Source organism: Chamaesiphon sp., from assembly GCF_041738855.1.
GTDB lineage: Bacteria > Cyanobacteriota > Cyanobacteriia > Cyanobacteriales > Chamaesiphonaceae > Chamaesiphon.
Window position 1 is genome coordinate 38,368 of record NZ_JBGSPA010000206.1, and the last position, 26,030, is coordinate 64,397.

Here is a 26,030-nt window from a genome sequence, read left to right on the forward strand (position 1 = left end):
CGTTAGGCGTAAGCCGTAACGCACCACTACTGATATCTTTTCAAGACAGCCTCTCAGTGACTATCTGAATTCAGCAAATTTGAGTCATAGGCTTATTTAGAATTTTTGCCCATGTGATTCCTGTGAATATGAACGCGCGATCGCGCTTTTACCCTGATGCAGCCTAACGACTATCGCATCAATCAGCTCATGCCAAAATACTCATTAGTTATTCCGGTTTACAACGAAGAAAGTACGATCCCTGAGCTATACCACCGAGTTAGTACAGTGATGGATGGGCTTGATGATACCTCAGAAGCGATCTTCATCAATGATGGTAGCCAGGATCGCACTTTACAATTGTTGAGAGAACTGCACGATCGCGATGAGCGAGTGGTATATCTGAGTCTGGCACGTAATTTCGGTCATCAAATTGCTGTCACTGCTGGGTTGAACTACATACGTGGTAAGGCAATTGTCATCCTCGATGCCGACTTGCAAGATCCACCAGAATTAATTCCGGAGCTGATCGCGCTGTGGCGACAGGGATATCATGTCGTCTACGCTCAACGTACCAAAAGAGTCCGCGAAAGCTGGTTTAAACGCCTGTGTGCATACGCGTTTTATCGCATCCTCAAACAACTTGCCAATGTCGATATTCCAACCGATACAGGCGATTTTTGCTTGCTCGATCGCCAGGTGGTAGATTTACTCAATCAGATGCCCGAACGCAATCGGTATCTACGCGGGTTGCGATCGTGGGTAGGTTTCAATCAAATTGCTTTCAAATTCGAGCGCGATTCGCGGTTTGCAGGGGAGGTAAAGTATACATTTGCCAAGAGCTTTGCGCTGGCAATTAATGGTTTGGTTTCGTTTTCGAGTGTGCCGCTGCGGTTGTCTACTTACTTGGGGTTGTTCTCAGCAGTTGTGGCGATCTTGATGGCGATCCTCGTCCTCTACTGGCGGATTTTTACGCCCCACTCGACACTAACGGGGTTTGCGACGATCGCCATCGCGATTTTCTTTCTGGGTGCGGTGCAACTCATTAGTATCGGGATCTTGGGTGAATATATCGGGCGGATCTATGAGGAAGTCAAAAATCGACCGCTGTATACTCTGTCGGAAGTCGGACATCAGAAGCCGCGATCGTCTCAGCCGCCCGATCGATCGCGATCCTCCTCATAAAGGCGGTACCTTCACAGCTACCGCCTTGATATTGAATTCTCCATGGGCGATCCTGACAACTCGATCCCCACTCAGAGTGGCAATTAGTCTGCGTTGACTTCCGGCGAAGACATGGGCAACTCGATCGCTTGTTCGCCCTTGACTGGCATCGCCAAAATTGGGTCGTTCAATGCCACCATCATTGGTGCGGGAGTATTGGCTTTATTGGTGGCAAATTGCATTTGAGGATTGTTGTCGCCAAGTAAGCCACTCAACCAAGTCATCGCCGCGATCGCTGTCGCGGCAATCGCCCCACCACCAATCATCACTAGTTTGCGATTGCGCTGACGATCGAGTTTGGCAAATACGCCTGTAGCTAGAGCATTCGTGGATTGACTGCTCGGTACTGTCAGACGCGGAAATACTTGATGGATTTGTTTGAGCTGCTGGTATTGATGTTGAAATGCGCGATCGTTAGCTAGCCATGTTTCCACTTGCTGGCGTTCGGGCGTAGTTACCTCACCATCTAGATAAGCACTGAGTAACTCGAACCGTTCGTCCAAAACGGCACCAGATCGCTCCTCATCGAAATTGTCTGTCATGTTCCGAGCCTCGATTCTCCTGTGTGTGTCCTGACTTTAGATAATTTTTTGGTGCCAGCCAACCTAACCTTAGACTAACTCTAAATATATTGCTAATATTCCCAGCTAGGCAAGCTTAGTTACGATTCAAAGTAACCTGTCAACTGAGATTGTAGTCCTGCTCTGGCTCTAGCAATTCGCGACTTCACCGTCCCGATCGATACTCCTGTCACATCAGCAATCTCTTCATATGACAAACCCTCGATTTCGCGAAGGACGATCGTGGTGCGAAAAGCTGCGGGAAGATTGGCAATTGCCACTCTCAATTGTTCGTAGAACTCAACCGTACTCATGTGTTCGGAGGGATTGGGCGTATCCGAAGCAATATCCCAATCGATCGAGCCATCCCCAACAGCGATTGGTGCATCTAGCGATAACGGCGGAGCTACCCGCTTGCGCTTGCGTAGCTCATCATAAAACAGATTAGTAGCAATCCGGCTCAACCATCCCCGAAACTTTTCAGGTTCATTCAGGCTTTTGATATTTTTGTACACCCGAATCCACACTTCCTGAGCTAGATCTGCTCGATCTTGCCAGTCTGGAGCCAAGTGATACAAAATCCGATCCACATGAGACTGATGCCGACGCATTAGTTCGGCTAAAGCTGCTCGCTCTGTACGTAATCCAGACTGAGCGAGCAAAATCAGCTCATTGTTCGGTAATTTATCTAATTTAGCTACTTGCACTCTGGTTCGAGGGAGGTTTTCCTCAAGCTGGGACCAAGATATGGAAAGTGATTGACTCATGGTGACAAGGGCTTACGCAAAACATCCTCTCTCTCCATGACAATCATTGAGCCAGTGATGTTCCCAAGTTTGGGTCGGGGAGTGTGAGGTTGGACACTTGATGACACCTCAGCACACCGATCCTCTAGCTCTTGATTTTCAACAGTTCTACATCAAAGATGAGAGTAGCATTGGGAGGGATCGCACCGCCAGCACCGCGCGCGCCATAGCCGAGATCTGCGGGGATAATCAGCTTGCGACGACCACCTGGTTTCATCGTACTGAGTCCTTCATCCCAACCTTTGATGACTTGTCCCTCACCGATTTGGAACTCAAATGGTTGGTTGCGATCGCGAGAACTGTCAAATTTCTTGCCGCTCTCTAGTGTGCCAGTATAGTGAACTGATACAGTTTGCCCCTTGGTGGGTGTATCTCCGGTACCTTCAGCAATCTCGACATACTTTAGTCCCGAAGACGTTGTGACCTGGTTTTCGTTGTTCTCCATGGCGATTAAGTTAGAGGGCGTAGGTGTGGACTGACTGGCAACTGATACCGATCTGGTTTGGCTGTCTGTATCCGCAGTTGCATTTGGGGCAATGACAGCAAACTGAAACACTAGGATTAGAATACCGCATCCGAGCATCAATCCTAAACTGACTAAGATTTCTTTCATACTCACTTTGATTTGAACCACTATCTGATTATAGTCATCGGTGGCTAGTGGGATTGAGTCATCATCTTTGGCGATCGCTACTCAGTGCTAGGTTCAGTGGTGAATTGCGATCGAGACATACCGTTTAAATCTCCGCACCGTATCACTTAGCTGTCAACTGTCAACTGTTTCCTACTTCCATGATTTATTTTCCATCTCGCGGATCTGACGTTCGAGCCTGTCGATCCGTCCGCGCAATTCGTCCATCTCACTCTGACGCGGTACGCCGAGATCCTGCATCGTGTTGCGAATTAGCCGCTGCATCTGAGCTTCAAAGTTCGCTGGATCGAGCTTCATTTGCCCCATCAGGTCATCGACAAATGTCTTCGCTTGGTCGGAGTCGATCTTTCCTTCTTTGACCAGTTGTTCGCTGACTTCGCGGACGCGATCGGCAACTAGGGAAGTCGTGCCGATCCCGATCGTTAAAATTTGTTGCAGCCAGTTATTATTATCCATACTCGGTATTTTTCGTCACTACCCTTATTTTAAGCGGGCGGACGCTGGGCGATCGGGGAGATATCCGAATACGTTCGCAACTATTTAGTAAAATATCTCACCCCAATGTCCTCACACACTGAAGTTATCACCCGCGAGATCGCCTGTTATCGCAATTGGAAAGTCTGCCCATCCCAGTCAGGTGAGTAAATACCAATCTCAAACTGGCTGACTGTCTCCGGCCAGATCCAGCGAATTTCGTTACTAATTTTTTGATGTTTTTGGATCAGACGTTTGTGGACAATCTGATTTGGACACAAGATCTCCAAGCCAGTCACGAGCGAATGCTGTGCCACTTCTCGAAACAGAGCATCATCTAGTAAGGCGCGAGTGCTGCTATTAAATTGACTGTAAAAAAGTCGTAACCTGTCGCCAAAAGTTTCCTCTGTATATAGATCGTCCCAATCCAAGGCTGGGCAAAATAAATAATCTTCTTCTTCTGGTTCCAGAAAATGCATACAAAAGATTTAATGGTGATGCAACAATATTTGGTCTAGAACATATATTTTTGACCTAATATTATTTTCACTGAATTTCGATCGAATTAGATCGGACTTTTGTATGATGTTTAACAGTAATACTAGCGACTTTTATCTGAAAATAGCTCTGATTGAGTCAAGAGCGGGTAATATCTTGGCGATCGGTCGCAAATCTGGCGGCGACAATGCCGCTCAAGAAACCAAATAGGTGTCCTTCCCAAGAAATCCCAGGTACCGACGGTAACACACCCCACAGGACGCTCCCATAGGTAGTACCGACAAATAACGCTACCAGCCCAGAACTCAAGCGGCGATCGAAATAATAGCGCGCTAATAGAAACCCGAGATAACCAAAAATCACCCCGCTAGCACCGATATGTAAGCCACTGGCACCAAAGACCCAAGTTCCCACACCGCCTAACACCGCACAAATGACTGAAACGAGGACAAAGTTGGTAACACTTTGAGCCATAATCAGCCAGCCGAGGATGACAAAGGGGACGGTATTGGCACTCAGGTGATTGAAGTTGGAATGTAAGAATGGTGAAAAGAAAATCCCACGCAAACCGATCGGTTGACGGGGTAAAATCCCGAAGGTGTCGAGTGCGCGCCCAAATACGAATGTATCCAAAACTTCCAATCCCCACATCAAGCCAACGATTGTCCCCAATATCAAAATCTGGGTTCTAATTTCGACAACCACTCCTTTCATATTTTTTACCTAAGTACTCACGACGATCGAGACTAACTACCTTCTCTATGTTAACAATTCCAGATTTATTTAGAGGATGGGTCGATCCGACTCTACCCTCTACCCTACAGCTCTCGCATCATCGAAATCGATCGAGCTTGATAGCCTAGTTGCTGATATAAATCGATCGCGGGTTGATTGGTTGTAAATACCTGGAGACCAATTTGGGTATAGCCTTGAGCTTTCGCCCACGTTTGAGCGTATTCCATCAAGGCGCGACCGATCCCTTGACGACGATGAGTTGGTGCGACGTATATTAGAAAGATATTTGGATGACGAATACCAGTAGCTTGATCGATCGCGATGCCCATCCACAAGCAGGCAACTTTGGTCTGAGCGGTAGTGACAAACCACAGCGGAGTCTCAGAGCTAAAATAGCGATCGACTGTTGATTGAAGATACCGATAATCCTGCTGTGGGGAGGATATTTCCCCATAAGTAAGTTGGAGAAATCTGAGCAGAGTTGCTAGATCGATCGATCGACCAGCGATCAGCTGATATGTGGTTGAATTGGGCAATAAGTAAGTAGTCACATTTAGCGTAGCAATCCTAGATAGTCAAACATTTTATAGCGATCTCGATCGCCGATCGACAGTTGAGAGTCGATCCTACTCATACTGTACCGAACTCCGATCGATATTTGACGATGCCACTACATGCCACCAATGCGTTACTTGCCAACTCCAACACCATAAATGCCTCATCTGGGACTGCATACTCACAACTCAATCCTTTCGCCTTGGCGGACACAAACCCAAATCGTGAATAGTATGTCGGCGAACCTAGTACTACCACCGCGCCAACACCACACCGAGTACACTCTTGCAAACTATACCGAATCAGCACCGAGCCGATACCTTGTCGCTGATAGTTGGGTAATACCGCGACTGGTGCTAATCCCAAGATGATTAGATCTGGAGGACATTCACTAGCAATTTTCACAGGACTGAAGAAAATGTGTCCGACGAGGCGATCGGATCTCACCGCAACAAAGGAAAATGTTGAAGCAACGCCTCGCAATTTATCTACTAAATCTGCTTCGTTATCTCGCCCAAATGCTGCAACATTGAGATCGTGAATGGCTGCTACATCTCGTGCATACTCAGCTCAAACTTCCATAATTAATACATTAAAAGTTAAGTTTCTGACTAGCGATCGCGGGAACCGAGATCTAGTTTGGTACTCTGAAGAAATCCTCAGCTTGAAAGCTACTCCCAAATTTTATGCCATCCTCCACCTCTGAGTTAGCCCAAGTCGGTTCGGAAATTCCCAGTATCTGCGGACGGGAAGCGGAGATTAGTGCTGCTATCAACCATGACGAGCTGGTATTTCTCTCGACTAGCAATCTGCATTTAGCAGACATGACAGCGGGATTTGCGTGTGCGCTACACATGCACCAACCCACGATTCCGGCTGGCGCACAGGGCGAACTCATCGGACATCTGCAATACATGTTCGAGCATCAAGGTGAAGGTGACAATCATAATGCGGGTGTGTTTGCCTGGTGTTATGCACGGATGGGTGAATTTATCCCTGATTTAGTTGCTGCTGGTTGCAACCCCCGCATCATGTTGGATTATTCAGGAAACCTGTTGTGGGGATTGCAGCAGATGGGGCGCAATGACGTGCTAGACCACTTGAAAAGGATTACCTGCGACGCACAGTATCAGCCCTATGTCGAGTGGCTGGGGACGATGTGGAGCCATGCTGTGGTACCTTCGACGCCGACACCCGATATCAAATTACAGATCCAAGCTTGGCAACATCATTTCGCCGCGCTGTTTGGGATCGAAGCACTCCAAAGAGTCAAAGGTTTCTCACCACCTGAGATGCACCTCCCCAATCATCCCGATGTCCTATACGAATATATCAAAGCTCTCAAGGAGTGTGGTTATCGGTGGTTGATGGTGCAAGAGCATTCCGTCGAGCAGCTCGATGGTGCCAGTCTCTCTCAAGACAATAAGTATCTGCCCAATCGTCTCGTCGCACGCAATTCTCAAGGCGAGACAATTAGCATCACGGCATTAATCAAAACCCAAGGCTCTGACACCAAATTAGTCGCTCAGATGCAGCCTTATTATGAAGCCAAAAGTCGCGGCAGACAGCAACTTGGCGGCAAATCGATACCCTGTTTGGTTACCCAAATTGCCGACGGTGAAAATGGTGGCGTGATGATGAATGAATTTCCGCGCGATTTTCCCCGCCCTTGGCAAGAAATGAAAGAGCAACGTCAGGGTGTTGTCGGTTGTAATGGGACTGAATATTTGGAACTACTCGCCAGTATCGGAATAACCGAGGCAGATTATCCGGTTTGTCAGGGTGTCCAACAGCACAAAATTTGGCAATTAGTCGATCCCGCACAATCGGATACTAGTTCTGTCGAAAATGCGATCGCGGCACTCAAAAAAACCGACCATAAATTTCACATGGATGGCGCGTCTTGGACTGACAATCTCAGTTGGGTGCAGGGCTATGATAATGTCCTCGAACCAATGTATCAACTCAGCGCACTATTTCATCAAAAGTTTGATGCATTGGTAGCCGCAGATCCCACAGTTACGACTCGATCGGATTATCAAACAGCTTTGCTCTACAATTTATTGGTACAAACTAGTTGTTTTCGCTATTGGGGACAGGGGACTTGGACTGAGTATGCCCGCGAATTGTATCGGCGGGGATTGGCGTTGGTAAGCTAGTCGATAGTTGAGAGCAAAGTTGTTGGTAGGCAAATAGTGAGCGGAGGGTGTGTTAGGCGACAGCAGTAACGCACCAAGGATGAGAGCTGAAAAGTCTCAGCTCTCATCTCAATTTGACAACCCGTTGAGAAATCGATCGACTATAAAGGCCAAACCCGCACTACTCAGGGGCACTGTCAGATTATCCAAACCCCATTGCGCGATCGATTCTACACCTGTAGCGACGATTGCTACCGGAATCCCTACTACCCAAGTTTGCCAGATGTTGCCATTGACAGTTAGTAATACTAGTGAGACGATCGCATAACTCACTACTAGCATCGTCAGTGTCCCTTCCCAGCTTTTGGTATTGCCAAAAACAGTGTAAGGATGTTTGCCAAACCGCTGTCCGATAATCGCCGCTAAACCATCGCCCCAAGCCATTACCAAGATCCCAATTACCCCATAGTAAGGCAGATCCAGATTCCAAAATACTGCACTCACAATCCCAATACTGACAGCGTAAAAAAATGTCCCCAAACTTTTGCGCCCAACACTATTGACCCCTGGTAAAATCGGTAAGCGATAAGAAATCAGCGTTACTATCCCCGCCAGCACCCCAGCAATCATCCCCACCCAAGCAGGCAGATCGAGCAACCACGCTAGGATAATTACATTACCCGTACCGATATGGACGACTTTACGAACTTGTTCGGGATGGGTATCGGTATAGCGGTGGAGGAGTTCGGCAGTCAAGACGATCGCGCCAACATATACTGGAACTGTAGCAATCCGCAACCAGAGATTGGTATCGGCGAAAAGTGTTTGCATGGGCAGTGACGAGAAATCGAACTAAAAACATGATCCCATGAAATCTAGCCTAATCCGATCGATCCGCATTTATCGGCGATTTATTTCCCCTTTATTTCCCCCGAGTTGTCGATTTACCCCGACGTGTTCGCAATATGCCCTCGACGCGATCGATCGTTTCGGCGCACTGCGCGGTACTTATCTCGCCACCATGCGAATTTGTCGCTGTCACCCCTTCCATCCCGGCGGCTACGATCCCGTCCCTGAAATTTTGGACAAGTAAAATTTCGTAGGTTGGCTAGAGCAACACGAAACCCACCTAACACCTAACACCTAAAGCCTAAAGCCTAATCATGAAGCCTTATCGTCAAGTCCCGATTGAAGAATGTCACGAATCATTAGTCGCCATTCCGTTGGAATTATTTGCGATTGAGACACCGCATCCATATATCAAATGTGGGGCAGACTATCAGGGTCGATCGCCTTATTATCTCAGACAAAAGGTACTCGATCGCGTTATTCAAGCGCAAGCCGGATTGCAACAACTACATCCTGGTTGGCGCATCCAAATTTTTGATGCTTATCGTCCGGTGGAGGTGCAGCAATATATGGTGGATTATACTTTTCATCAGACATTGGCGCAGCGCAAGTTGGATTTAGCCCAACTTGCCGAGGCGCAGATCGAGCGAATCTGGGAGGATGTATATACCATCTGGGCGATTCCCAGCTTCGATCTCCAGACGCCACCGCCACATAGTACCGGAGCGGCGATCGATATTACCCTCGTCGATGACCGTGGTAATCTAGTCGATATGGGTGCCCCGATCGATGAAATGTCCGATCGATCGCGCCCCGCATATTTTGCCAATTCGCAAGATCCAGCGGAGCAACAATATCATTACCACAGACAACTCCTGTTTCAAATCATGACTGATGTGGGATTTGAGCGTCATCCAGATGAATGGTGGCATTTCTCCATCGGCGATCAACTGTGGGCGTGGTTGAGCGATCGCGATCGCTCTGAGTCGAAGACTGTGGCTTATTATGGTAGAGCAATGTAGCTACTCCCTTCCCACCTCCAAACTAGACAACCCGAGATCGATAACTTGCGGGACACCATCCACTATCCACCATTCACTATCTAATTATCGATCGCCGCGATCCCCGACGCCTGATTCCAGCGTATGATGGGGTGGGCTAGCGATTGTTCAGTAAATAGTCGTAGACTAGGTAACAAATAACAAACCACAAATTCCATGAGTGTTTTTGTCTTATTATTTAATGCGCGAACTGATAATGAGGGGATTTATTCAACTCAGGTTGGCGATCGGAATGTGATCCTCATGTTTGAACAAGAGGACGATGCTGTGCGTTATGCCGATCAATTGGAAGCGGAAGATTTTCCCAAGCCGACGGTAGAAGGGATCGATCCTGAAGAAATCGAAGAATTTTGTCAAGATTCAGACTATGACTGCATCCTGGTAACTGCGGAGATGCTGGTAACGCCACCGACTCTCAGTCTCGAAGAGACAGATTGGCAACCAGAGGGGCGCAAGCCGGAGCCAGTAGCAGATGGCGATATCGATCTCGAAGCCATGCGGAAACGGTTGGAGCGATTATTGTAAATTACCGCTCGAAAAATTGCATTTCGGCATCGTGACTCAAGTAGGGGCAATTCATGAATTGCCCCTACTTGAACCATAGCTCAGATGGTGGTAGTTCTGAATCCGATCTAATCCTCATTCATTAGCTAGCTAAAGGTGAGATCAAGCTTATGAGTTTCTATACTTATCAATGTCCGTGCGGAAGTGAAGCCAAGGTGTGGTTTGGGGATCGTTGTTATTATGGGCAGATAATGACATCATTAAGTTCTCGCTGCGAAAACTGTGGTGCGGCATGGGAAGGAGATGATGGGAGAATTACAGGTAATCTACGTGTCATGCACCTAGAACAAGAAGGTACTTGGGGCGTGCAATTGTCGAATTTGAAAGATAGAGTCTGGGTATTAAAAATAATGAGAGAAGAATTTAATTTTTCCATGAATGATGCGCGGACGTTTGTTAAAACTAATAATGATGTTTTGAAGGTTGGGACAAAAGCAGAATCATACTATGTGCAAGATAAGCTGAAATTCTATCAGGTTAATGTATCAATTACTCAAGTTTACGTAAAACTTGAAAACTAATCTGTATGGGCGTATGGGGAATCGATAACTATCAGCCGCGCTGGTGAAATACCATGCGCTGTCCAACTTATTAATCAAAACTTCACCAATAGGGCTGCAAATTCGCTCGATCTGGAGTTTTTGTGATAGGGAAGAAGATGAATGGTTTGATGATGCTCCTGTCGTAATTTGTACCAAACAAGTTCAGCTTGAATTTTGCGCTACTAAATTGGATGAGTTTTCGTTTTCGCTTTAGTCGAGGACAATATCTAGCAAAGAGACAATCGAGCATCGCTAAGAATTATCAGCTAAAAATCGTGTTATGCTCCTAACTATTTCTACTACCCATCAACCCGCTACAGATTTGGGATATTTGTTATTCAAACATCCCGATAAATGTCAGGCGTTCGATCTCGCCTTTGGTACCGCACGAGTCTTCTATCCCGAAGCTAGCGAAACAAGATGTACGGCGGCGTTGGTACTAGATATCAATCCTGTGGATCTCGCTCGGGGTAAGGCGGGAGCAAAAAGACAGACACTAGCAGCATACGTGAGCGATCGACCTTATGCAGCATCATCTTTTCTGAGTGTCGCGATTTCGCAAGTGTTTCGCACGGCGATGACGGGTAGGTGTGCGGAAAAACAGGATTTAGCCGATACCCCGATTCCTTTAGTAGCCAAGATTCCAGTCTTGCCCAGTCGGGGGCGAGAAGGCTTTTTACGGGGTTTATTTGAGCCTTTGGGTTATGAAGTTGATGTGCGTCGATTGGCTCTCGATGAAGCCTTTCCTGATTGGGGTAATAGCTCTTATTTTGATGTCGAGCTGCGTCACACGATTAAGCTTTGCGATTTGCTCAGTCACCTCCATGTGATGATTCCAGTACTAGATGATGACAAGCACTATTATGTTAATGAAGACGAGATCGAAAAATTGCTCCGTCATGGTGAAGGGTGGCTGAGTACGCATCCACTCAAAGCAGAGATTACCAGTCGCTATCTCAAACATCAACGTGGCTTAACTCGGGATGCGTTGGCACAAATTGCGATCGAAGAAATAGTAGCAGAAACATCAGAGCAAGAAATATCTGAAGACATCATCGAACAGCCCATCAGCCTCAATCAGCAGCGGATGGAAGCCGTCATCGCCGCATTGAAAGCAAATGGCGTGCAAAAGATTGTCGATTTGGGTTGTGGTGAAGGAAAGCTGCTCAAATTATTACTCACAGAGCCAACTTTCCAAGAGATTTTGGGGATGGATGTCACTTATCGATCGCTAGAATATGCCCAAGAGCGCGTACTAGATCGATTACCCACACATCAAAAAGGACGCTTGCAATTAATCCAAGGATCGCTCAATTATCGCGATGCTAGAATTGCAGGTTATGATGCGGCGACAGTAGTTGAAGTTATCGAACATATGGAACTCGATCGACTCAAAGCTTTCGAGCGGGTATTATTTGAATTTGCCAAACCAAAAATCGCGATCGTCACCACACCAAATATCGAGTATAATGTCAAATTTGAAAATCTCCTCGCAGGTAAATTACGCCATCCCGATCATCGGTTTGAGTGGACGCGCTCGGAGTTTCAAAACTGGGCGCGGGTGATTTCCGATCGATATAAATATAGTGTGGAATTTGGATCGATCGGAAACGTCGATCATGAAGTTGGTTCCCCTACCCAGATGGCAATCTTCAAAGCGATCGGTTAATTAAATTTATTACTAGTAAATTCTCTGATGTGGTGATGAGAAAAGTAGAAGTCGTTCCGCACGATCGTCATTGGCAGAGTATGTTTGAAGCTGAGTCGCAGCAATTAGCGATCGCCTTTGGTGACAACGCGATCGCGATTTATCATATCGGTAGTACCTCTATTGATACGATTTATGCCAAACCGATTATCGATATTTTGATAGCAGTAAAAGACATCGGCAAAGTTGACAATCGCAACACTCAGATCGAATCTTTAGGATATATCGCTATGGGTGAATTTGGAATTGCCGGGCGGCGTTTTTTCCGAAAAGATAACGAACTGGGAATTAGAACGCATCATATTCATACCTTTGAGGAGGGTTCAGCGCAGATCGATCGCCATTTAGCATTTCGCGACTACCTGAAATCTCATCCTGAAGCAGCACAAGCATACAGCACACTCAAACAACAACTCGCCCACCAATTTCCAGCCGATATGGAGAAGTATATGGATGGAAAAGCTGACTTTATCCAACAGATAGACATTAAAGCAGGGGAATGGTGAAAGAGTAATCATTGAAGAATGTAACTAATGGAACTTTCTCGATCGAGCCAGTGTCCTTATCTAAACAAAGATAAATTAGTCAAACCCTCACCCCAGAGTGAAATCAAACCTATGAAAATATCTCTCAAAATTTGGAGCTGGGCGATCTTAGGTGCTGTATTGACAGCAAGTAGTGCTGGGGCACAATATGGCCCGCCTACGCCACAGACGAGCGTGCCAGCAGGTGGCAATCAAACTCGGTTTAGATGTGAATCAATTAACAACGAGTCTACCGTTACTTATCACCCGATCGATCGCTATGGCGACAAATATCCGTGGGCGGTTCCCAGCACGATGGGCAATAATTGGAATGCTAACAGACGGTGTACTGAGATCGCCCGGAGATTGGAAGCATATCGTCGCGATGGACTCAAAGAACTACGGACGGAGGTCAAAAATCAGTATGATACCGTCTGTGTCACCACCGAACGCAATAATGAGTGTCGGATCGTATTTACGATCCCACGCGGTCAAGATGCGATCGCGACTAGAGATGCAGTTTTTCGCAATTTAACTATCGCTGACAGTGGACAAAGAACTACAGGTGTCAATACTTTTGCCGAAAGTGGTAATAGTGGCTTTGGGAATATTTTAGGTACCCTCGGTGGCAATAATAATTATAATCCACGACCCACGCAGAGTAGAGCCAGCATCGATCTACGTCCGTTCCTCTCCACAACAGATGGTGGTACAGCTACCCAACTACGTACGCCAACAGCGAGTCAGCAATCGACAACTGACGATGCCAAACAACTCAATCCCGATCGATTTCGGTAGAGAATATTAACCACAGATCTTACTCCTTTGCAAAAATCTGTAAAAAAGTAAACAAATGTTGCAGTCTATTTGTTAGGCTTACCTAACAGATGTTTTGTGGAAGAAGGTCGGATCGATCGTGGATATTCAAATTGGGAAAGGGAAAACAGCTCGAAGAGCATACGGCTTTGATGAAATCGCCCTAGTGCCAAGCGGCAAAACACTAGATCCCAGTTTGGCAGATACTAGCTGGCAAATTGGTGGCATCAAGCGCGAAATTCCAATTATTGCTAGTGCAATGGACGGGGTAGTAGATGTGCGGATGGCTGTAGAGTTGTCAAAACTCGGTGCCCTCGGCGTACTCAATTTGGAAGGGATTCAAACTCGGTATGAAGATCCCAACCCAATTCTCGATCGCATTGCGGCAGTGGGCAATGATGGCTTCGTGACGCTGATGCAGGAACTCTACGCCGAACCCATCAAACCAGAATTGATCGAACGCCGGATCGCGGAAATTAAAGCTGGTGGAGGCATTGCGGCAGTAAGTGCTACCCCCGCAGGTGCGGCAAGATTTGGGGCGGCTGTGGCGAAAGCAGGTGCAGATCTGTTCTTTATCCAAGCTACTGTCGTCTCAACAGAATTTCTCGCGCCAGAAGGCATCGAACCGCTAAATTTGGCTAAATTCTGTCAAGAAATGCCAATGCCTGTAATTTTGGGCAACTGCGTTACTTATGACATCACGCTCGAATTGATGCAAGCAGGGGCAGCCGCTGTCCTCGTCGGTATCGGCCCTGGAGCGGCTTGTACTTCTCGGGGGGTGCTGGGAGTCGGCGTGCCGCAAGCGACTGCTGTAGCAGACTGTGCGGCGGCGCGAGATGAGTTTTTCAAGCAGACGGGCAAGTACATTCCGGTGATTGCTGATGGCGGCTTGGTGACTGGTGGTGATATCTGTAAATGTATCGCATGTGGAGCCGATGGGGTGATGATTGGTTCGCCATTTGCGCGCGCAGCAGAAGCTCCTGGGCGCGGTTTTCACTGGGGGATGGCGACACCTAGTCCAGTGCTGCCCAGAGGCACGCGGATCAGAGTCGGTACGACTGGCTCTCTCCACCAAATTCTCCGAGGGCCAGCCAAACTAGACGATGGTACTCACAACCTCTTGGGCGCGCTCCAAACGAGTATGGGTACTCTCGGTGCCAAGACTATCCAGGAAATGCAGCAGGTGGAGGTAGTGATTGCCCCCTCACTCTTGACAGAGGGCAAGGTGTATCAGAAGGCGCAACAGTTAGGGATGGGTAAGTAGCTAGTCAGTTGACAGTTGCGGATGCTGTTCAGGCGGAGGATACCTGGCGCATGTATAGCAACCGCCAAGGCTGTTAGGACGGAACAGCGATTGAAATCGCCGCTAGTGGTGCAAAGTCCGCCTACGCGGACTAATTGAAAAAATGTCCTAACGATCTTGGCTATTGCTATATTGCACCAAGCAGACAGTTGACAGCAAATATTTAGCTTAAAACATTGGCGATATCTTTACATGGATGCCAGATTCTCCTCCCCCATTTTTGGAGGTACTGTTACAATTAAGATCGACGGGAGCTGATGTTTCCGTTCACTCCTCACACCACATTCCGCCTGAGACACTTAATTGTGTCTTGGGCGGTTCCTTTTTAGGCTTTAGGTTTTAGGCTTTAGGCTTTAGGTTTTAGGTTTTAGGCTTTAGGGCTTAGAGTCGTCCTAATACTTCTCGGTTAATCTAAAAAATAGTTAGTCCGCCTACGCGGACTTTGCACCACTAGCGGCGACTTCAGTCGCTAGCAGTTCTTAAACGAGAAGTATTGAGAGTCGTCCCAGTCGGGCGGGCACTGGCCACCCTCTGGGTTTTAGGCTTAGTAGATATAATAGAAGGAGGGCGATCGATTCGATCGCCCTCCTTTGCTATCAAATCGGGTTATTTCTAAAATAGTAACAATCGTTACAAGTTTAAATTCTAAAGTCTAAAACCTAATCTTTAACTGCGAAAAAGCTCAGGTGATAGGGAAAGTTTTTCCAAGGATGAGTTTGGATTTCCTTAATCACAGTCGTACCTTTCCAATCCAATTCAGGGATGCTGACTTCGACTGGAGTTTTACCAATCCTAGCTTTTTTGATCAGATTCTCAACACTTTTGGCATCCAGTGTCAATAGCAATGATTTATCACCATCGTGCCCGTAGAGATTGACGGGGATATGTCCAGAACGGCGCAGTGCGTTGGGTTTACTGCCAGCAGTACGTTGCTTTAATTCGACTGAGATTTCCATGATTTTTAGTAGTTATTGAGGATGATTTCTAGTGACGATCGAGTCCAAATTTTGCGATCGAACTTGGACTCGCTCCTATAGATGGCGGCGTGTTTGCAGAGGTCACTGGAAACACGACGCCATCGACAGGAGATTAGCCGATGGCAGTACCATCTGCCGATAAGAGTCCACGCTTGGGGCCGTGAATCGGGTCTTCGACGATGATGGTTTGGTCGCGGCTGGGGCCGAGTGAGACGATCGAAATCGGTACTTCCATCAAGTCAGCGAGGAATTTGAGATAGTTCAATGCTGCAACTGGAAGATCTTCGAGCGATCGACATTCTGCGGTATTCTGTTTCCAGCCAGGTAGCGTTTTGTACACGGGGCGACACTTGGCAAAATCTCGCGCTGAGTTGGGGAAATCAGTGGTTTGCTGACCATTAATTTCGTAAGCAACACAGACTTGGACCTCGTCAAACTCGTCCAAGACATCGAGCTTGGTAATTGCCATACAGTCCATCCCATTGATCCGCACTGCGTAGCGACCGATGACGCCATCAAACCAGCCACAACGGCGTTTTCGCCCCGTTGTGGTACCAAATTCGGCGCCGCGTTCGCCCAGAATGTCACCGTTGATATCCGCTAGCTCGGTCGGGAATGGCCCTTCACCCACGCGGGTAGTATAGGCTTTGGCAATGCCAATCACGCGATCGATCGTCGTCGGACCGATCCCCGTACCGATACATGCTCCACCTGCAATCGGGTTGGAGGATGTCACATAAGGGTAGGTACCATGATCGAGGTCGAGGAGCGTCCCCTGAGCACCTTCAAATAAAATGTTCCGACGGTGACGAACTGCATCGTAGATTTTGAGTGAAGTATTGACGATGTGCGGGCGCAATCGCTCGGCATATCCCAAATATTCGGTCACTACCTGCTCTGGATCTAGCGGTGGTAAATGATAGAGCTTTTCAAGGATCTCATTTTTTTGACCGATCGTCCAAAACATTTGTTCGCGAAATGACTCAGCATCCATCAAATCTTGGATGCGAATACCGATTCGGTCGGACTTATCCATATAAGTCGGCCCGATCCCGCGTCCGGTCGTCCCAATTTTGTGAGTACCTCTGACTTCTTCTGATGCAAGATCGATCGATCGATGATACGGCATCGTGACGTGAGCTGTTTGCGAAATCAACAGCTTGTCAGTGGGGATGTTGAGTGCGACGAGTCGATCGAGTTCTTCAATTAAGACTTTGGGGTCAATGACTGTTCCACAGCCAATGATACATTCTGTTTCGGGATACAAAATCCCTGAAGGAATCAAATGTAGTTTGAAAGTTTGACCATCCACGACTACTGTGTGACCAGCGTTGACACCCCCTTGGTAACGCACGACCACATCCGCTGACTTACTCAATAAGTCAGTGATTTTTCCTTTTCCTTCATCGCCCCATTGGGCACCAATTACGACTACGTTAGCCAAGGGTTATTGCTTGTCGATCTAAATAAAGTTAACACAATCTAAAATCCTACCATGAAGACCGCTGAATGTCAAAAAAGTATTACTTTGAGGATCGCTGGCGATCGACGGTGACCTGCAAACTAAAAAGACACCGTATCTACATACAGTGTCTGTGCGATCTTCGATCGATGAAGCCTCAGATTTAGCTCAGCAAGCTTCCGAACTGGGTGTAAACTGCTGCGTTTATACTTTGGTGGATTTGAGCTTTTTTCTCATCCGCAGTGCTGCGGTACCACCGATGAGCGTACCGATGATGGTAAAAGGTTCGGGAACCGCTGTGGAAGCTGGTAAATTGTATGGTTGACCTGCTGCGACGATGTTGCCACCACTGAGCCTAAAGCTAGAGATGATAGCAGAGTCTTCAGCGATACCACGGAATACAAACACATTTGTCTGACCAGGAGTAGAAATCTTCCCGCCAGGAGTAGTTTCTAAATCAAAGATCGATAGCTGATTACCTGCGCTGTCGTAAGTACCGATCGTGGGAGAATTGAATCCAGGTTGAAAATCAGGAGCATAATTCAAGAATGCACCAAACTGTTGAACTGGTGTGGCGAAGCTGAATTCCATGTAAGCGGCTTCAGGGATAGTTTGGTCGAGTCCAGCAAATACTGGGATCGAATCAATTATGCCATTGGCACTCAATGAATAATTAAACCCAGGAATGTTCTGTCCGAGTGTAGAACCGTTTGTTGCAGTTGAGGTGAAAGTAATCCCACCAGGAATAGGTAGAGGACCATTGGTATAGTTGTTGTCGCCTATGGCGTAGTCACTCAGATCGAGAGGTAGTCCAGTGTATCCAACTTCAGTGGTGAGGAGTGTACCGACCGCGTAAGCTGGAGTAAATGCTCCCATCGCCACAAGCCCACTGACTGCAATACCTGTCACTAATGAAAAAGATCTTAATTTCATGATTGGGGTTCCTGATTTTCAGTAAAAAGTATCAATACTACTCAAGTTGTTCGATCGATGCCCCTAGCAGTGTGAGCCATGACATCTGCAACAAGATAGGGGCATTTGGCTGAATGTGAGCTGAGAATTGAACGAAGTTTTGAAGTAATGAATTGCCTTAATTCTAGAATGCCCAAATTTCACTATTTAGTACCACGATCGATTTACTCGATCGTGTTAACTAGAATAACGTCAGTGTCCCGTTCCGAGACACTGACGTTAAAATAGAACGCTCAAAAAGTGCTAGAGCGCGGATTTAGGAGTCGGTTTTGCTGGTTTGGTGGGGCTGGGTGCTGGCTTTATTTTGGGCGGTATGGTGGGAAGTTTGGCGACTCCAGGGATTTTTTTGAGGGCGACGAACAGATCGAACCGATTGGTGGATTCATCTAAAATCGTGCTGGTGACACCCAGACTAGTGACGGCTTTGAACCCCGCTGCAACTTCTGGGGATAGATAGGGTAATGGTAAATTTCCAGCATTAATCGTTCGATCGATATCGATGAAAAATTGACCGTTGTGGGCGTTCAAACTCGAGCGAGTCGATTGTTGAAATAGGGGCGTATCCGCAAGCCGTTGCTGGGGTTGTGGGATCAAGGTACCGCCCACAGGTGCGCCCAAGTTGATAAAGGCGAGTTGACGATCGAGCCAGCCATGTGTAGCATTGGCACCACCGAGCGGCGATGTCCAATTAGTTACATCTTTACCACCTAGTTGCGCTGTAGCGATCTTGAATGCGTACTGCTGCTGCATCGTTCGATCGAGTTTGGCAATAGCCCGCTCGGCGGCAGGGCGATCGCTCACCTGCTGAAATAGCACCAATCCCGCGCCCAATGACGTATTGGTATTGTCTAGCTTGGGAATCATCGCGACGCCAAATGCCCCTTTGCTCCAGGTGAGGATCTCTGATTCTAAGTCCAATCCGGTGATACTCTGGACATTCTTGACTAGATCTGGCGGTTGAACGGGTGCTAAGGGATTGTTGGCACTGGCGACATAATCTTGCCACAATCGCTGTAAATTGCCGCCAGAGAGCATCAGGAGGGTATTAGCAGGGAGAGTGGTAGCAAAGTCTCGACCTTGATTTTCGACTACTAGTTTCTGTTTGAGATTGGGTTTGAGCCACGAGATCCCTTTCCAGGCGATCCCATCTGGTGCGAGAGTGGCATTTGCCGCAATACCTTGCTGGATCTGAGCTGCGGCTAATTTGTCTGCTGCGAGGGTTTGGGGGGAGTTCGCCGCTGCTACTGCCGTCGCCACGGGGATGTTGGCGTAGATCCGTGCAAAGGGACGATCGATCTCGATGGCGGTGAGGGCTTTGGTATAGCCTGGGATGGTGAGGAGGGATTTACCGTTTTGGTGGGTATCGATGACTCGCTGTAATGCCGCGCGATCGGTGGCGATGACCATAAAGTTGTCGAGGTTGGCGATCGCGATCGTCCCCGCTTTGCGCTTAAATTCCTCGATCGAGACGCCTCTATAGTTACTTTTGATTAAATTGGCATCAATCGGCGTTTGGTGCTGGGCGATGACTTTCTGAGCGGCACTGCGATCGGCGATCGGTAGGATGGCAATCGTCTGGTGAATCGGGATTTTCGATCGGTTGACGGTACTGGGGATGGCACCTGGATTATGGAGGTAGCCGATCAGGATCTGGTTGCCAATCCACGGTTGAATATCGCGTTGATAATCATAGCCGTAGCTGGTCAAAAAGTCAGTTTGTAATTTGGTAAGTTGCCGTTCAAAGATGGCACGGCTCATCGGGATCCCAAACTCGGTAAACTTTTGCCATCGCTGCGGATCGGTAGCAATAGAGACCGATAGTAATGTGTCTTGAGGCAATAAACTCACCCCATCGCTGGTATCTAATTTACTAGAATTGCTGGATAACAATTTGCCAATACCGATCGCTATCAATCCTACCAGGAGCGCGGCTCCAGTGCCCACTACCACCCAGCGGCGTCGCTTGATGACCACAGGAGTTAATTTTGACTTGGGGGTAGGCATTTTATTTGGCATGGCGATTCAGTTGACAGTTGCGGATGCTGTTCAGGCGGAGGTTTCCTCCGCATGTGTTGCACCAAGTAGACAGTTGACAGCGTTATTGCAACCAGATCGCGATCGCGATCGCTACGATGGCACCGATAATCGTGTTGACAACATTTACCAGCTCGTTAGTCAACCAGTCAATTCTAGACTGCAAGGTGGCACCGATCACACTTTCGAGATTGGTTGCGACAAAAGAAGCGATCGTACAGATGACGATCCCAGTGAGACTAATCAGTCCCAGACTATAAGCCACAACCGCAATTAGTATACCCCCAACGATACCAGCTAGCGTCCCTTCGAGGCTCACCGCGCCCTCTGTACCTCTGGGGACTGGCTGAAATGTCGTAATCAAAAATGTCCGTTTCCCATATGCCTTCCCCACTTCACTCGCCGTTGTATCTGCCAATTTGGTGCTCAAACTTGCCACATAGCCCAATAATAGTAGCGGTTCCCAGCTAGGATCGAGCCAACCCCACCCGATTGTCGCGACACCGAGCGCACAGATTGTACCTGCAAACGCCGAACCCCAGACATTTTCTGGCCCTCTGGCACCACCCCGTTTTTCAGCGATACCCTCGGCTTCTTTTTGGGCCATGCCGATCCGAGTTACCGCCGAACCCACGAGGAAATAAAACAGCACCACTCCATAGCCGCGCCAACCGAGAGTACCCCAGATGACGACTCCCAATCCCCAAGCATTAATCAGTCCGGCTGGTGTTAATAATTTCTTGGGAATAATGGTGGCGACGATCGCTAAAATCGAGTTTAACGCGATCGCTATCAACCACGGATGATTACTACCAAAACTCAGCCAGTCTTGCCATGTGTCTAACATACTTTTACAGATATTCTCTGACTGTGAGCTTTCCAAGCTAGTTTATTAGTCCACGTAGGCGGACTTTGCAACATTAGCCACGATTTCAATCGTTGGCATTCCAGTAGCCATCTCGTAGGGTAGGCACTGCCAGCCCTACAAAGCTGTCAACTATCAACTGTCAACTGTCAACTATTAGCCTAGTTTCGATCGATAATCTTCATATCTAAACTCACGCCAGAGCTTGAACTTACCATCCTTGTCGAGTGCCCCGATCGATGGATGGACGACACCATTGAACATCGAAGTTTTGACCATCGTATAGTGCATCATATCTTCAAAGATCAATCGATCGCCAATGACCAAATCTCGATCGAAACTATAGTCACCCAAAAAGTCGCCAGCTAGACAACTAGAGCCACCCATTCGATAAACTATCTTGCCTGCTTGTGGCTGCGAACCACCCCGAATCGCTGGTCTATATGGCATTTCCAGACAGTCAGGCATGTGCGCGGTAAAGGAGATATCCAACATCACATTTACCACATCATCAGTCGGAATCAGATCCAAAACTTTGCCGATCAGAAAGCCTGTTTCCCAGACAATTGCCGAACCTGGTTCCATCAGGAGTTGAATGTGCGGATGGCGATCGTGAAAAGCATTTAAGACCGCGATCGCGTGTTCGATATTATAGTCCTTGCGGGTCATCAAATGACCGCCGCCAAAATTTAGCCACTTGAGTTGAGGCAAAAATTTCCCGAACAATCTCTCGATATTCGCGATCGTTTTTTCTAGGGCAAATGAATCGCTCTCACAAAGATTGTGAGACAAGAATCCATCGATTCCCTCAGGTAAAGTGTCACCCAACTGCGCGGCTGAAATCCCCAATCGGGTCGAGGGCTGACAGGGATTGTAGAGGGCAGTCTCGACTGGTGAGTACTCGGGATTGATCCGCAGTCCTACCGAGGGTTTGTGAGGCGTGTAGCCCTCTACCTGCGATCGAAAGTGCTCCCACTGACCGATCGAATTGAAAGTCATGTGGGAGGCTAGGGGGAGAATTTCTGGCACATCTTCCTCCCGATAGGCGGTCGAATAAACATGCACCTCAGCCCCAAATTCCTCAGCAGCGAGTCGTGCTTCCCACAGTGAGCTAGCTGAGGCACCCTTGAGGGCAGTCCGAATCTGAGGGAAGGCATGAAAGAGTGCAAACCCTTTGAGTGCCAGCATAATCCGAATGGGTGCGGCTTGTTGGACGCGATCGAATATCGCGAGATTGCGATCGAGCAGTCGCTCTTCGAGAACAAAGCAAGGAGATGGAATATTGGCTAGAGTTGGATCGTTAGTTAGGGTCATGTTTACTCAAATAAGTTTGGTGTATCGGTTGGTAATTCACCCAGTCGTTGCTGATATAGAACGATTTGGGCTTCTAGCTCACGCGTTCTTTGCGCCTCGCGATCGGCACGTTGGAATTCTGCTTCAGCACGTTGAGATGCTGCTTCAGCACGTTGGGATGCTGAAGCAGCACGTTGAGATGCTGCTTCAGCACGTTGAGATGCTGCTGCGGTTTGTCCGATCTGTTGCTCCAAAGCAAAATTTAATTCCTCTACAGGCAACAACTTCACGCCATTATCCAATCGGTAAAAAGCAATAATTTTATCTTCTACCGCTAGCTGGAGCTGTAGAACTTCACTGCGATTGTTGGTTACGGGTATGTAAATTGGTTCTTCCTCTCCGTACAACCGATACCCCCGCAGCTTTTCGGGAATCCATTCGCCCCGTGGGTCAAATTGCCAATATTCAGTCACGCCCAGACTTTGATACAGATGCTTCTTCTCGACATCATCTTTATTTTTGGTACCAGACGAAGTCATTTCAAATATCACCGCTGGTACTTGACCCTCTTCCCAAGTCTTATAATTATCGCGTCCACCTGGCTCTACACCAAAAATCACCATCACATCAGGAGCAACTCGCAAACGCGGAAATCCCTGAGCATAGTACAAAAATTGGTCGGCTAAGACTGTCGCTTGTTGACCTTTGAGGTGTGCTAGGAGTATCCCTAGGGTAGTCACGATCGCATAGAGATGGTCGGAAGTTTCAGCCAAGGGTTCTCCGTCAGAACTAGGATAGAAGATTTCGCGATTGGGGAGTTTGTTAGCGGTGGAGTCGATAATTACTGCGGTCATAAAATTTCCTCTGGTGCTATCTCACATCAATTTTAGCAAGTCTCTCGCAACTACAATTTTGCACTCTCAATTAAGCTGTGAGTTTGCGTCCCTGTGATAGTTCGTGGGCGCGATCGCCTGCAATAATATTTCCAATCGGTTCTCTACCCCGATTTCCTCGCCCCAGCACCATCTAAGTATCGCCGATACCTACTGCTGCCGAGATCGATGACAATCCTCGCGCCTCTAGTTTGGCGAGTAATCCCGTCAAAATCCGATCGACCATCCACGGGCCATTGTAAGTCCATCCGGTATAAACCTGAATCAAACTCGCTCCAGCCGTAATTTTTTCCCAAGCATCATCAGCAGTAAAAATCCCGCCGACACCAATGATTGGCAAACTTCCACCTGTGTGCTGATGGATAAACCGAATGACTGCGGTTGACTTGTCGCGGACTGGTGCGCCACTGATGCCACCTGCTTCGGCGGTAACCGGATTACCTGTAGCGGCGATCGTTTTAGTAACTAATTGCGATCGATCGATCGTCGTATTTGTCGCGATGATTCCGGCGAGTTGATACTGCTGCGATAACTCGACTACCGCCGCGATATCTTCCCAAGCGAGATCGGGAGCGATCTTGACCAAAATCGGCTTGCGACCTTGATTTGCTTGTTGTAATGTATCAAAAATAATACCCAAAGGTGCGATCGCTTGCAAGTCGCGTAAATTCGGCGTATTGGGCGAACTGACATTAATTACAAAATAGTCACCTAGATCTTTTAACCGTTGAAAACTACCGAGATAATCGCTAGCTGCATCTGCTAAGGGGGTAATCTTGGACTTACCCAAATTAATCCCGATCGGAATTGTAAAATCACTTTGTTGACGGCGTGCTAGTTCCTCCATCATCGCCACACTCCCCAAATTATTGAACCCCATCCGATTGAGTGCGGCACGATCTTGGGGAAGTCGAAAGAGGCGCGGTTGGGGATTTCCAGGTTGCGGATGATAGGTAACCGTTCCCAATTCCGCAAATCCAAAGCCCAAATATTGCCACATCCCCGCTGCAATTCCATCTTTATCAAATCCCGCCGCCAAACCCACCGGATTGGGGAAACTTACGCCGAACACGGACTGTTCCAGTTGTCGCTCTGCCCGACAAAAATACTGCTGGAAGCTCGCTTTGGCAAGTGTAGTTAGGGGAGACGTGGGCGTGGAATCGATCGCGTGGAGGAGAGCTAATGACCGCTTGTGGACTACTTCTGGATCGACTTTGAATGCGGAAAATAATAAGGGGCGAACTGCGAGTTGATAAATATCCAAAGTTGGTGGATGGCTTGCACTGAGCGGAGCCAAAGTGTGGATGGTGAGTGGTGGATGCTGGATGGTGGAGAGTGGATGGAACAGATAAATCGGCTAGACTGCGGCTGAGATGGTGTTACCCCCAAGCCCCACCTTAAAAAGGTGGGGCTTTTGCTCCGGCTCCTTAATCAGGGGCAGGCTGGGTTGAAAAATCCCCTCCAAGGAGAGAAAAGTGCGGGAACAGGGGTTCCCCCAAATGAAGCACCTTTCCAAGACAGGGGTGCCCGTAGGGTAGGGTGGGTAGATCTACGCACCAACTCCAACAACTTATCAAGCGATCGAACCCAGCAAACGATCGATCGCAGTCCCGCAGATCGTAGCGCAACTAAATCGAGCAACGATCTGAAGTACGGAAACTATATAATCAATTAGCAGTCTAAGCTCTTAATCAGGATCTAAACCGCCAGTACTAACTACAGTAACCAATCTTTGAGGAGTAATCAATCCTATGACCCAACCGATCGCTACACCCCCTGTCTCCCTGTACAGTGCGGCACCATCCCCCGCTGCGACTCGTGCGCCCCAACACTTAGGTACATTCTCCGCAGTTGCGTCCAACTGGAAAGATCGAGAGCCGATGACTAGTCCCGATCTTCATGCCGCGCCCGCACCGAGACTCATCGCTCAATCCGAACTCCCAGGCGGCTCTACCCCCGTCACCCCACCACCAGCACCGAGTATCAGAGATACAGGTGATGGCTATCCGACGCGCATCCCTAGCAATTATTTTGGGCCAGCGTTCGGTTTTGGTAATAGTGGCAATGGGTTTGGGATTATCAGCAGATTCCCGCTGGGTCCAAATTACTCGATTCGACCATCGGCAGTTTTTGGGGGCAATGGTACCGTGCTACGGGTGCCAGTTACTTATGACTTTGCGCTGGGTGACAAGGAACCATTCGAGCGCAATCCGCTGATCACTTTTCACGCTGGTGGCGGCGTTCAGTATAATTCAGGGACTAATGGTTCCAACTCCTCCAACTTTGCATTGCTAGGCACGATCGGTGTCGATGTCAACCTCTTTGAAGGTGTCGCGCTACTAGGCAGTTTCAATACTGATTTTAGCTCCAACAATGGCACGAATATCGGTCTGGGATTTGAATTCTAATTAGGGCTTGCTGAATAAGTCATACGATCGAGTGAGCGAATCTCGAAGCACGCTCACTCGAAGCGCGTCGTCTAGCGACGATCGCCAATGATAATTTTTAGTTAAGCTCAAAGGAGATACAAGCAAGATTTCTAATCG

General features: G+C 48.0%; 30 protein-coding genes. 13 read left to right on the top strand and 17 right to left on the bottom strand.

Annotated features, from left to right (window positions below):
* Nucleotides 1-189: 189 nt before the first annotated feature.
* Nucleotides 190-1,164: a glycosyltransferase family 2 protein gene (locus tag ACEW9I_RS22525; protein ID WP_373542593.1), complete on the top strand. Its 975-nt coding sequence runs from the start codon at nt 190-192 to the stop codon at nt 1,162-1,164.
* Between the two features lie 83 nt (nt 1,165-1,247).
* On the opposite strand, the gene ACEW9I_RS22530 is transcribed toward ACEW9I_RS22525, so the two are convergent.
* From ACEW9I_RS22530 to ACEW9I_RS22565, 8 genes are all read right to left on the bottom strand, one after another.
* On the bottom strand, nt 1,248-1,745 hold the full coding sequence (locus ACEW9I_RS22530) for an anti-sigma factor (protein ID WP_373542564.1): 498 nt from the start codon (nt 1,743-1,745) through the stop codon (nt 1,248-1,250).
* Between the two features lie 119 nt (nt 1,746-1,864).
* On the bottom strand, nt 1,865-2,530 hold the full coding sequence (locus ACEW9I_RS22535; protein WP_373542565.1) for a sigma-70 family RNA polymerase sigma factor: 666 nt from the start codon (nt 2,528-2,530) through the stop codon (nt 1,865-1,867).
* Between the two features lie 124 nt (nt 2,531-2,654).
* On the bottom strand, nt 2,655-3,182 hold the full coding sequence (locus tag ACEW9I_RS22540) for an FKBP-type peptidyl-prolyl cis-trans isomerase (protein WP_373542566.1): 528 nt from the start codon (nt 3,180-3,182) through the stop codon (nt 2,655-2,657).
* 171 nt (nt 3,183-3,353) lie between these two features.
* On the bottom strand, nt 3,354-3,677 hold the full coding sequence (locus tag ACEW9I_RS22545; protein WP_373542567.1) for a phasin family protein: 324 nt from the start codon (nt 3,675-3,677) through the stop codon (nt 3,354-3,356).
* Between the two features lie 146 nt (nt 3,678-3,823).
* A complete protein-coding gene (locus ACEW9I_RS22550) occupies nt 3,824-4,174 on the bottom strand; it encodes a hypothetical protein (protein WP_373542568.1) in 351 nt (116 codons plus the stop codon).
* A gap of 157 nt (nt 4,175-4,331) precedes the next feature.
* A complete protein-coding gene (locus ACEW9I_RS22555) occupies nt 4,332-4,907 on the bottom strand; it encodes a rhomboid family intramembrane serine protease (RefSeq protein WP_373542569.1) in 576 nt (191 codons plus the stop codon).
* A gap of 104 nt (nt 4,908-5,011) precedes the next feature.
* Nucleotides 5,012-5,479, bottom strand: a complete 468-nt coding sequence (locus ACEW9I_RS22560) for a GNAT family N-acetyltransferase (RefSeq protein WP_373542570.1) — start codon at nt 5,477-5,479, stop codon at nt 5,012-5,014.
* A gap of 79 nt (nt 5,480-5,558) precedes the next feature.
* The gene (locus ACEW9I_RS22565) at nt 5,559-6,026 is read right to left on the bottom strand and encodes a GNAT family N-acetyltransferase (RefSeq protein WP_373542594.1); all 468 of its coding nucleotides are present in this window, start codon (nt 6,024-6,026) and stop codon (nt 5,559-5,561) included.
* On the opposite strand from ACEW9I_RS22565, the gene ACEW9I_RS22570 reads away from it, so the two are divergent.
* Together ACEW9I_RS22570 and ACEW9I_RS22575 are read left to right on the top strand one after the other, a co-directional pair.
* Nucleotides 6,025-6,189 carry a hypothetical protein gene (locus tag ACEW9I_RS22570; RefSeq protein ID WP_373542571.1) on the top strand — a complete coding sequence of 55 codons (165 nt, stop codon included), beginning with the start codon at nt 6,025-6,027 and terminating at the stop codon, nt 6,187-6,189. The two genes, ACEW9I_RS22565 and ACEW9I_RS22570, sit on opposite strands and share 2 nt — an antisense overlap.
* Nucleotides 6,170-7,642 (top strand): glycosyl hydrolase family 57, encoded by a 1,473-nt coding sequence (locus ACEW9I_RS22575; protein ID WP_373542572.1) that lies wholly within the window; start codon nt 6,170-6,172, stop codon nt 7,640-7,642. Before ACEW9I_RS22570 ends, ACEW9I_RS22575 begins: the two co-directional genes overlap by 20 nt.
* A gap of 108 nt (nt 7,643-7,750) precedes the next feature.
* Here the strand turns inward: ACEW9I_RS22575 and ACEW9I_RS22580 are convergent, their stop codons facing one another.
* Nucleotides 7,751-8,452 carry a diacylglycerol/polyprenol kinase family protein gene (locus ACEW9I_RS22580; protein ID WP_373542573.1) on the bottom strand — a complete coding sequence of 234 codons (702 nt, stop codon included), beginning with the start codon at nt 8,450-8,452 and terminating at the stop codon, nt 7,751-7,753.
* Between the two features lie 37 nt (nt 8,453-8,489).
* On the opposite strand from ACEW9I_RS22580, the gene yidD reads away from it, so the two are divergent.
* The 8 genes from yidD (at nt 8,490) to ACEW9I_RS22620 (ending at nt 14,949) form a co-directional block, all read left to right on the top strand.
* Entirely contained in the window at nt 8,490-8,714 is a 225-nt protein-coding gene (gene yidD / locus ACEW9I_RS22585) for a membrane protein insertion efficiency factor YidD (protein ID WP_373542574.1), read from the top strand.
* 70 nt (nt 8,715-8,784) lie between these two features.
* Nucleotides 8,785-9,492 carry a M15 family metallopeptidase gene (locus ACEW9I_RS22590; protein ID WP_373542575.1) on the top strand — a complete coding sequence of 236 codons (708 nt, stop codon included), beginning with the start codon at nt 8,785-8,787 and terminating at the stop codon, nt 9,490-9,492.
* A gap of 195 nt (nt 9,493-9,687) precedes the next feature.
* Complete coding sequence (locus ACEW9I_RS22595; RefSeq protein ID WP_373542576.1) at nt 9,688-10,056, top strand: DUF3110 domain-containing protein; 369 nt, start codon at nt 9,688-9,690, stop codon at nt 10,054-10,056.
* 230 nt (nt 10,057-10,286) lie between these two features.
* A complete protein-coding gene (locus ACEW9I_RS22600) occupies nt 10,287-10,616 on the top strand; it encodes a hypothetical protein (RefSeq protein ID WP_373542577.1) in 330 nt (109 codons plus the stop codon).
* A 301-nt stretch (nt 10,617-10,917) separates the two neighbouring features.
* Nucleotides 10,918-12,306, top strand: coding sequence for a 3' terminal RNA ribose 2'-O-methyltransferase Hen1 (locus ACEW9I_RS22605; protein ID WP_373542578.1), 1,389 nt, complete (start codon nt 10,918-10,920; stop codon nt 12,304-12,306).
* 35 nt (nt 12,307-12,341) lie between these two features.
* The gene (locus ACEW9I_RS22610; protein WP_373542579.1) at nt 12,342-12,851 is read left to right on the top strand and encodes a GrpB family protein; all 510 of its coding nucleotides are present in this window, start codon (nt 12,342-12,344) and stop codon (nt 12,849-12,851) included.
* Between the two features lie 111 nt (nt 12,852-12,962).
* Nucleotides 12,963-13,667 carry a COP23 domain-containing protein gene (locus tag ACEW9I_RS22615; protein WP_373542580.1) on the top strand — a complete coding sequence of 235 codons (705 nt, stop codon included), beginning with the start codon at nt 12,963-12,965 and terminating at the stop codon, nt 13,665-13,667.
* A gap of 118 nt (nt 13,668-13,785) precedes the next feature.
* Nucleotides 13,786-14,949, top strand: coding sequence for a GuaB3 family IMP dehydrogenase-related protein (locus ACEW9I_RS22620; RefSeq protein WP_373542595.1), 1,164 nt, complete (start codon nt 13,786-13,788; stop codon nt 14,947-14,949).
* Nucleotides 14,950-15,647: 698 nt separating this feature from the next.
* On the opposite strand, the gene rplY is transcribed toward ACEW9I_RS22620, so the two are convergent.
* The 8 genes from rplY to ACEW9I_RS22660 form a co-directional block, all read right to left on the bottom strand.
* Nucleotides 15,648-15,944: a 50S ribosomal protein L25 gene (gene rplY / locus ACEW9I_RS22625; RefSeq protein WP_373542581.1), complete on the bottom strand. Its 297-nt coding sequence runs from the start codon at nt 15,942-15,944 to the stop codon at nt 15,648-15,650.
* 133 nt (nt 15,945-16,077) lie between these two features.
* Nucleotides 16,078-17,409 carry an adenylosuccinate synthase gene (locus ACEW9I_RS22630; RefSeq protein WP_373542582.1) on the bottom strand — a complete coding sequence of 444 codons (1,332 nt, stop codon included), beginning with the start codon at nt 17,407-17,409 and terminating at the stop codon, nt 16,078-16,080.
* 222 nt (nt 17,410-17,631) lie between these two features.
* On the bottom strand, nt 17,632-18,360 hold the full coding sequence (locus ACEW9I_RS22635) for a PEP-CTERM sorting domain-containing protein (protein WP_373542583.1): 729 nt from the start codon (nt 18,358-18,360) through the stop codon (nt 17,632-17,634).
* Between the two features lie 282 nt (nt 18,361-18,642).
* A complete protein-coding gene (locus tag ACEW9I_RS22640) occupies nt 18,643-20,415 on the bottom strand; it encodes a DUF3352 domain-containing protein (protein ID WP_373542584.1) in 1,773 nt (590 codons plus the stop codon).
* Between the two features lie 82 nt (nt 20,416-20,497).
* Nucleotides 20,498-21,280: a TIGR00297 family protein gene (locus ACEW9I_RS22645; protein WP_373542585.1), complete on the bottom strand. Its 783-nt coding sequence runs from the start codon at nt 21,278-21,280 to the stop codon at nt 20,498-20,500.
* A gap of 174 nt (nt 21,281-21,454) precedes the next feature.
* A complete protein-coding gene (gene nspC, locus ACEW9I_RS22650; RefSeq protein ID WP_373542586.1) occupies nt 21,455-22,612 on the bottom strand; it encodes a carboxynorspermidine decarboxylase in 1,158 nt (385 codons plus the stop codon).
* A gap of 2 nt (nt 22,613-22,614) precedes the next feature.
* A complete protein-coding gene (locus tag ACEW9I_RS22655) occupies nt 22,615-23,445 on the bottom strand; it encodes a Uma2 family endonuclease (protein WP_373542587.1) in 831 nt (276 codons plus the stop codon).
* Nucleotides 23,446-23,617: 172 nt separating this feature from the next.
* Entirely contained in the window at nt 23,618-24,748 is a 1,131-nt protein-coding gene (locus ACEW9I_RS22660; protein WP_373542596.1) for a quinone-dependent dihydroorotate dehydrogenase, read from the bottom strand.
* A 183-nt stretch (nt 24,749-24,931) separates the two neighbouring features.
* Here ACEW9I_RS22660 and ACEW9I_RS22665 point away from each other — a divergent pair, with 183 nt between their 5' ends.
* A complete protein-coding gene (locus ACEW9I_RS22665; RefSeq protein ID WP_373542588.1) occupies nt 24,932-25,159 on the top strand; it encodes a hypothetical protein in 228 nt (75 codons plus the stop codon).
* A 76-nt stretch (nt 25,160-25,235) separates the two neighbouring features.
* The gene (locus tag ACEW9I_RS22670) at nt 25,236-25,892 is read left to right on the top strand and encodes a hypothetical protein (protein ID WP_373542589.1); all 657 of its coding nucleotides are present in this window, start codon (nt 25,236-25,238) and stop codon (nt 25,890-25,892) included.
* Nucleotides 25,893-26,030 lie beyond the last annotated feature (138 nt).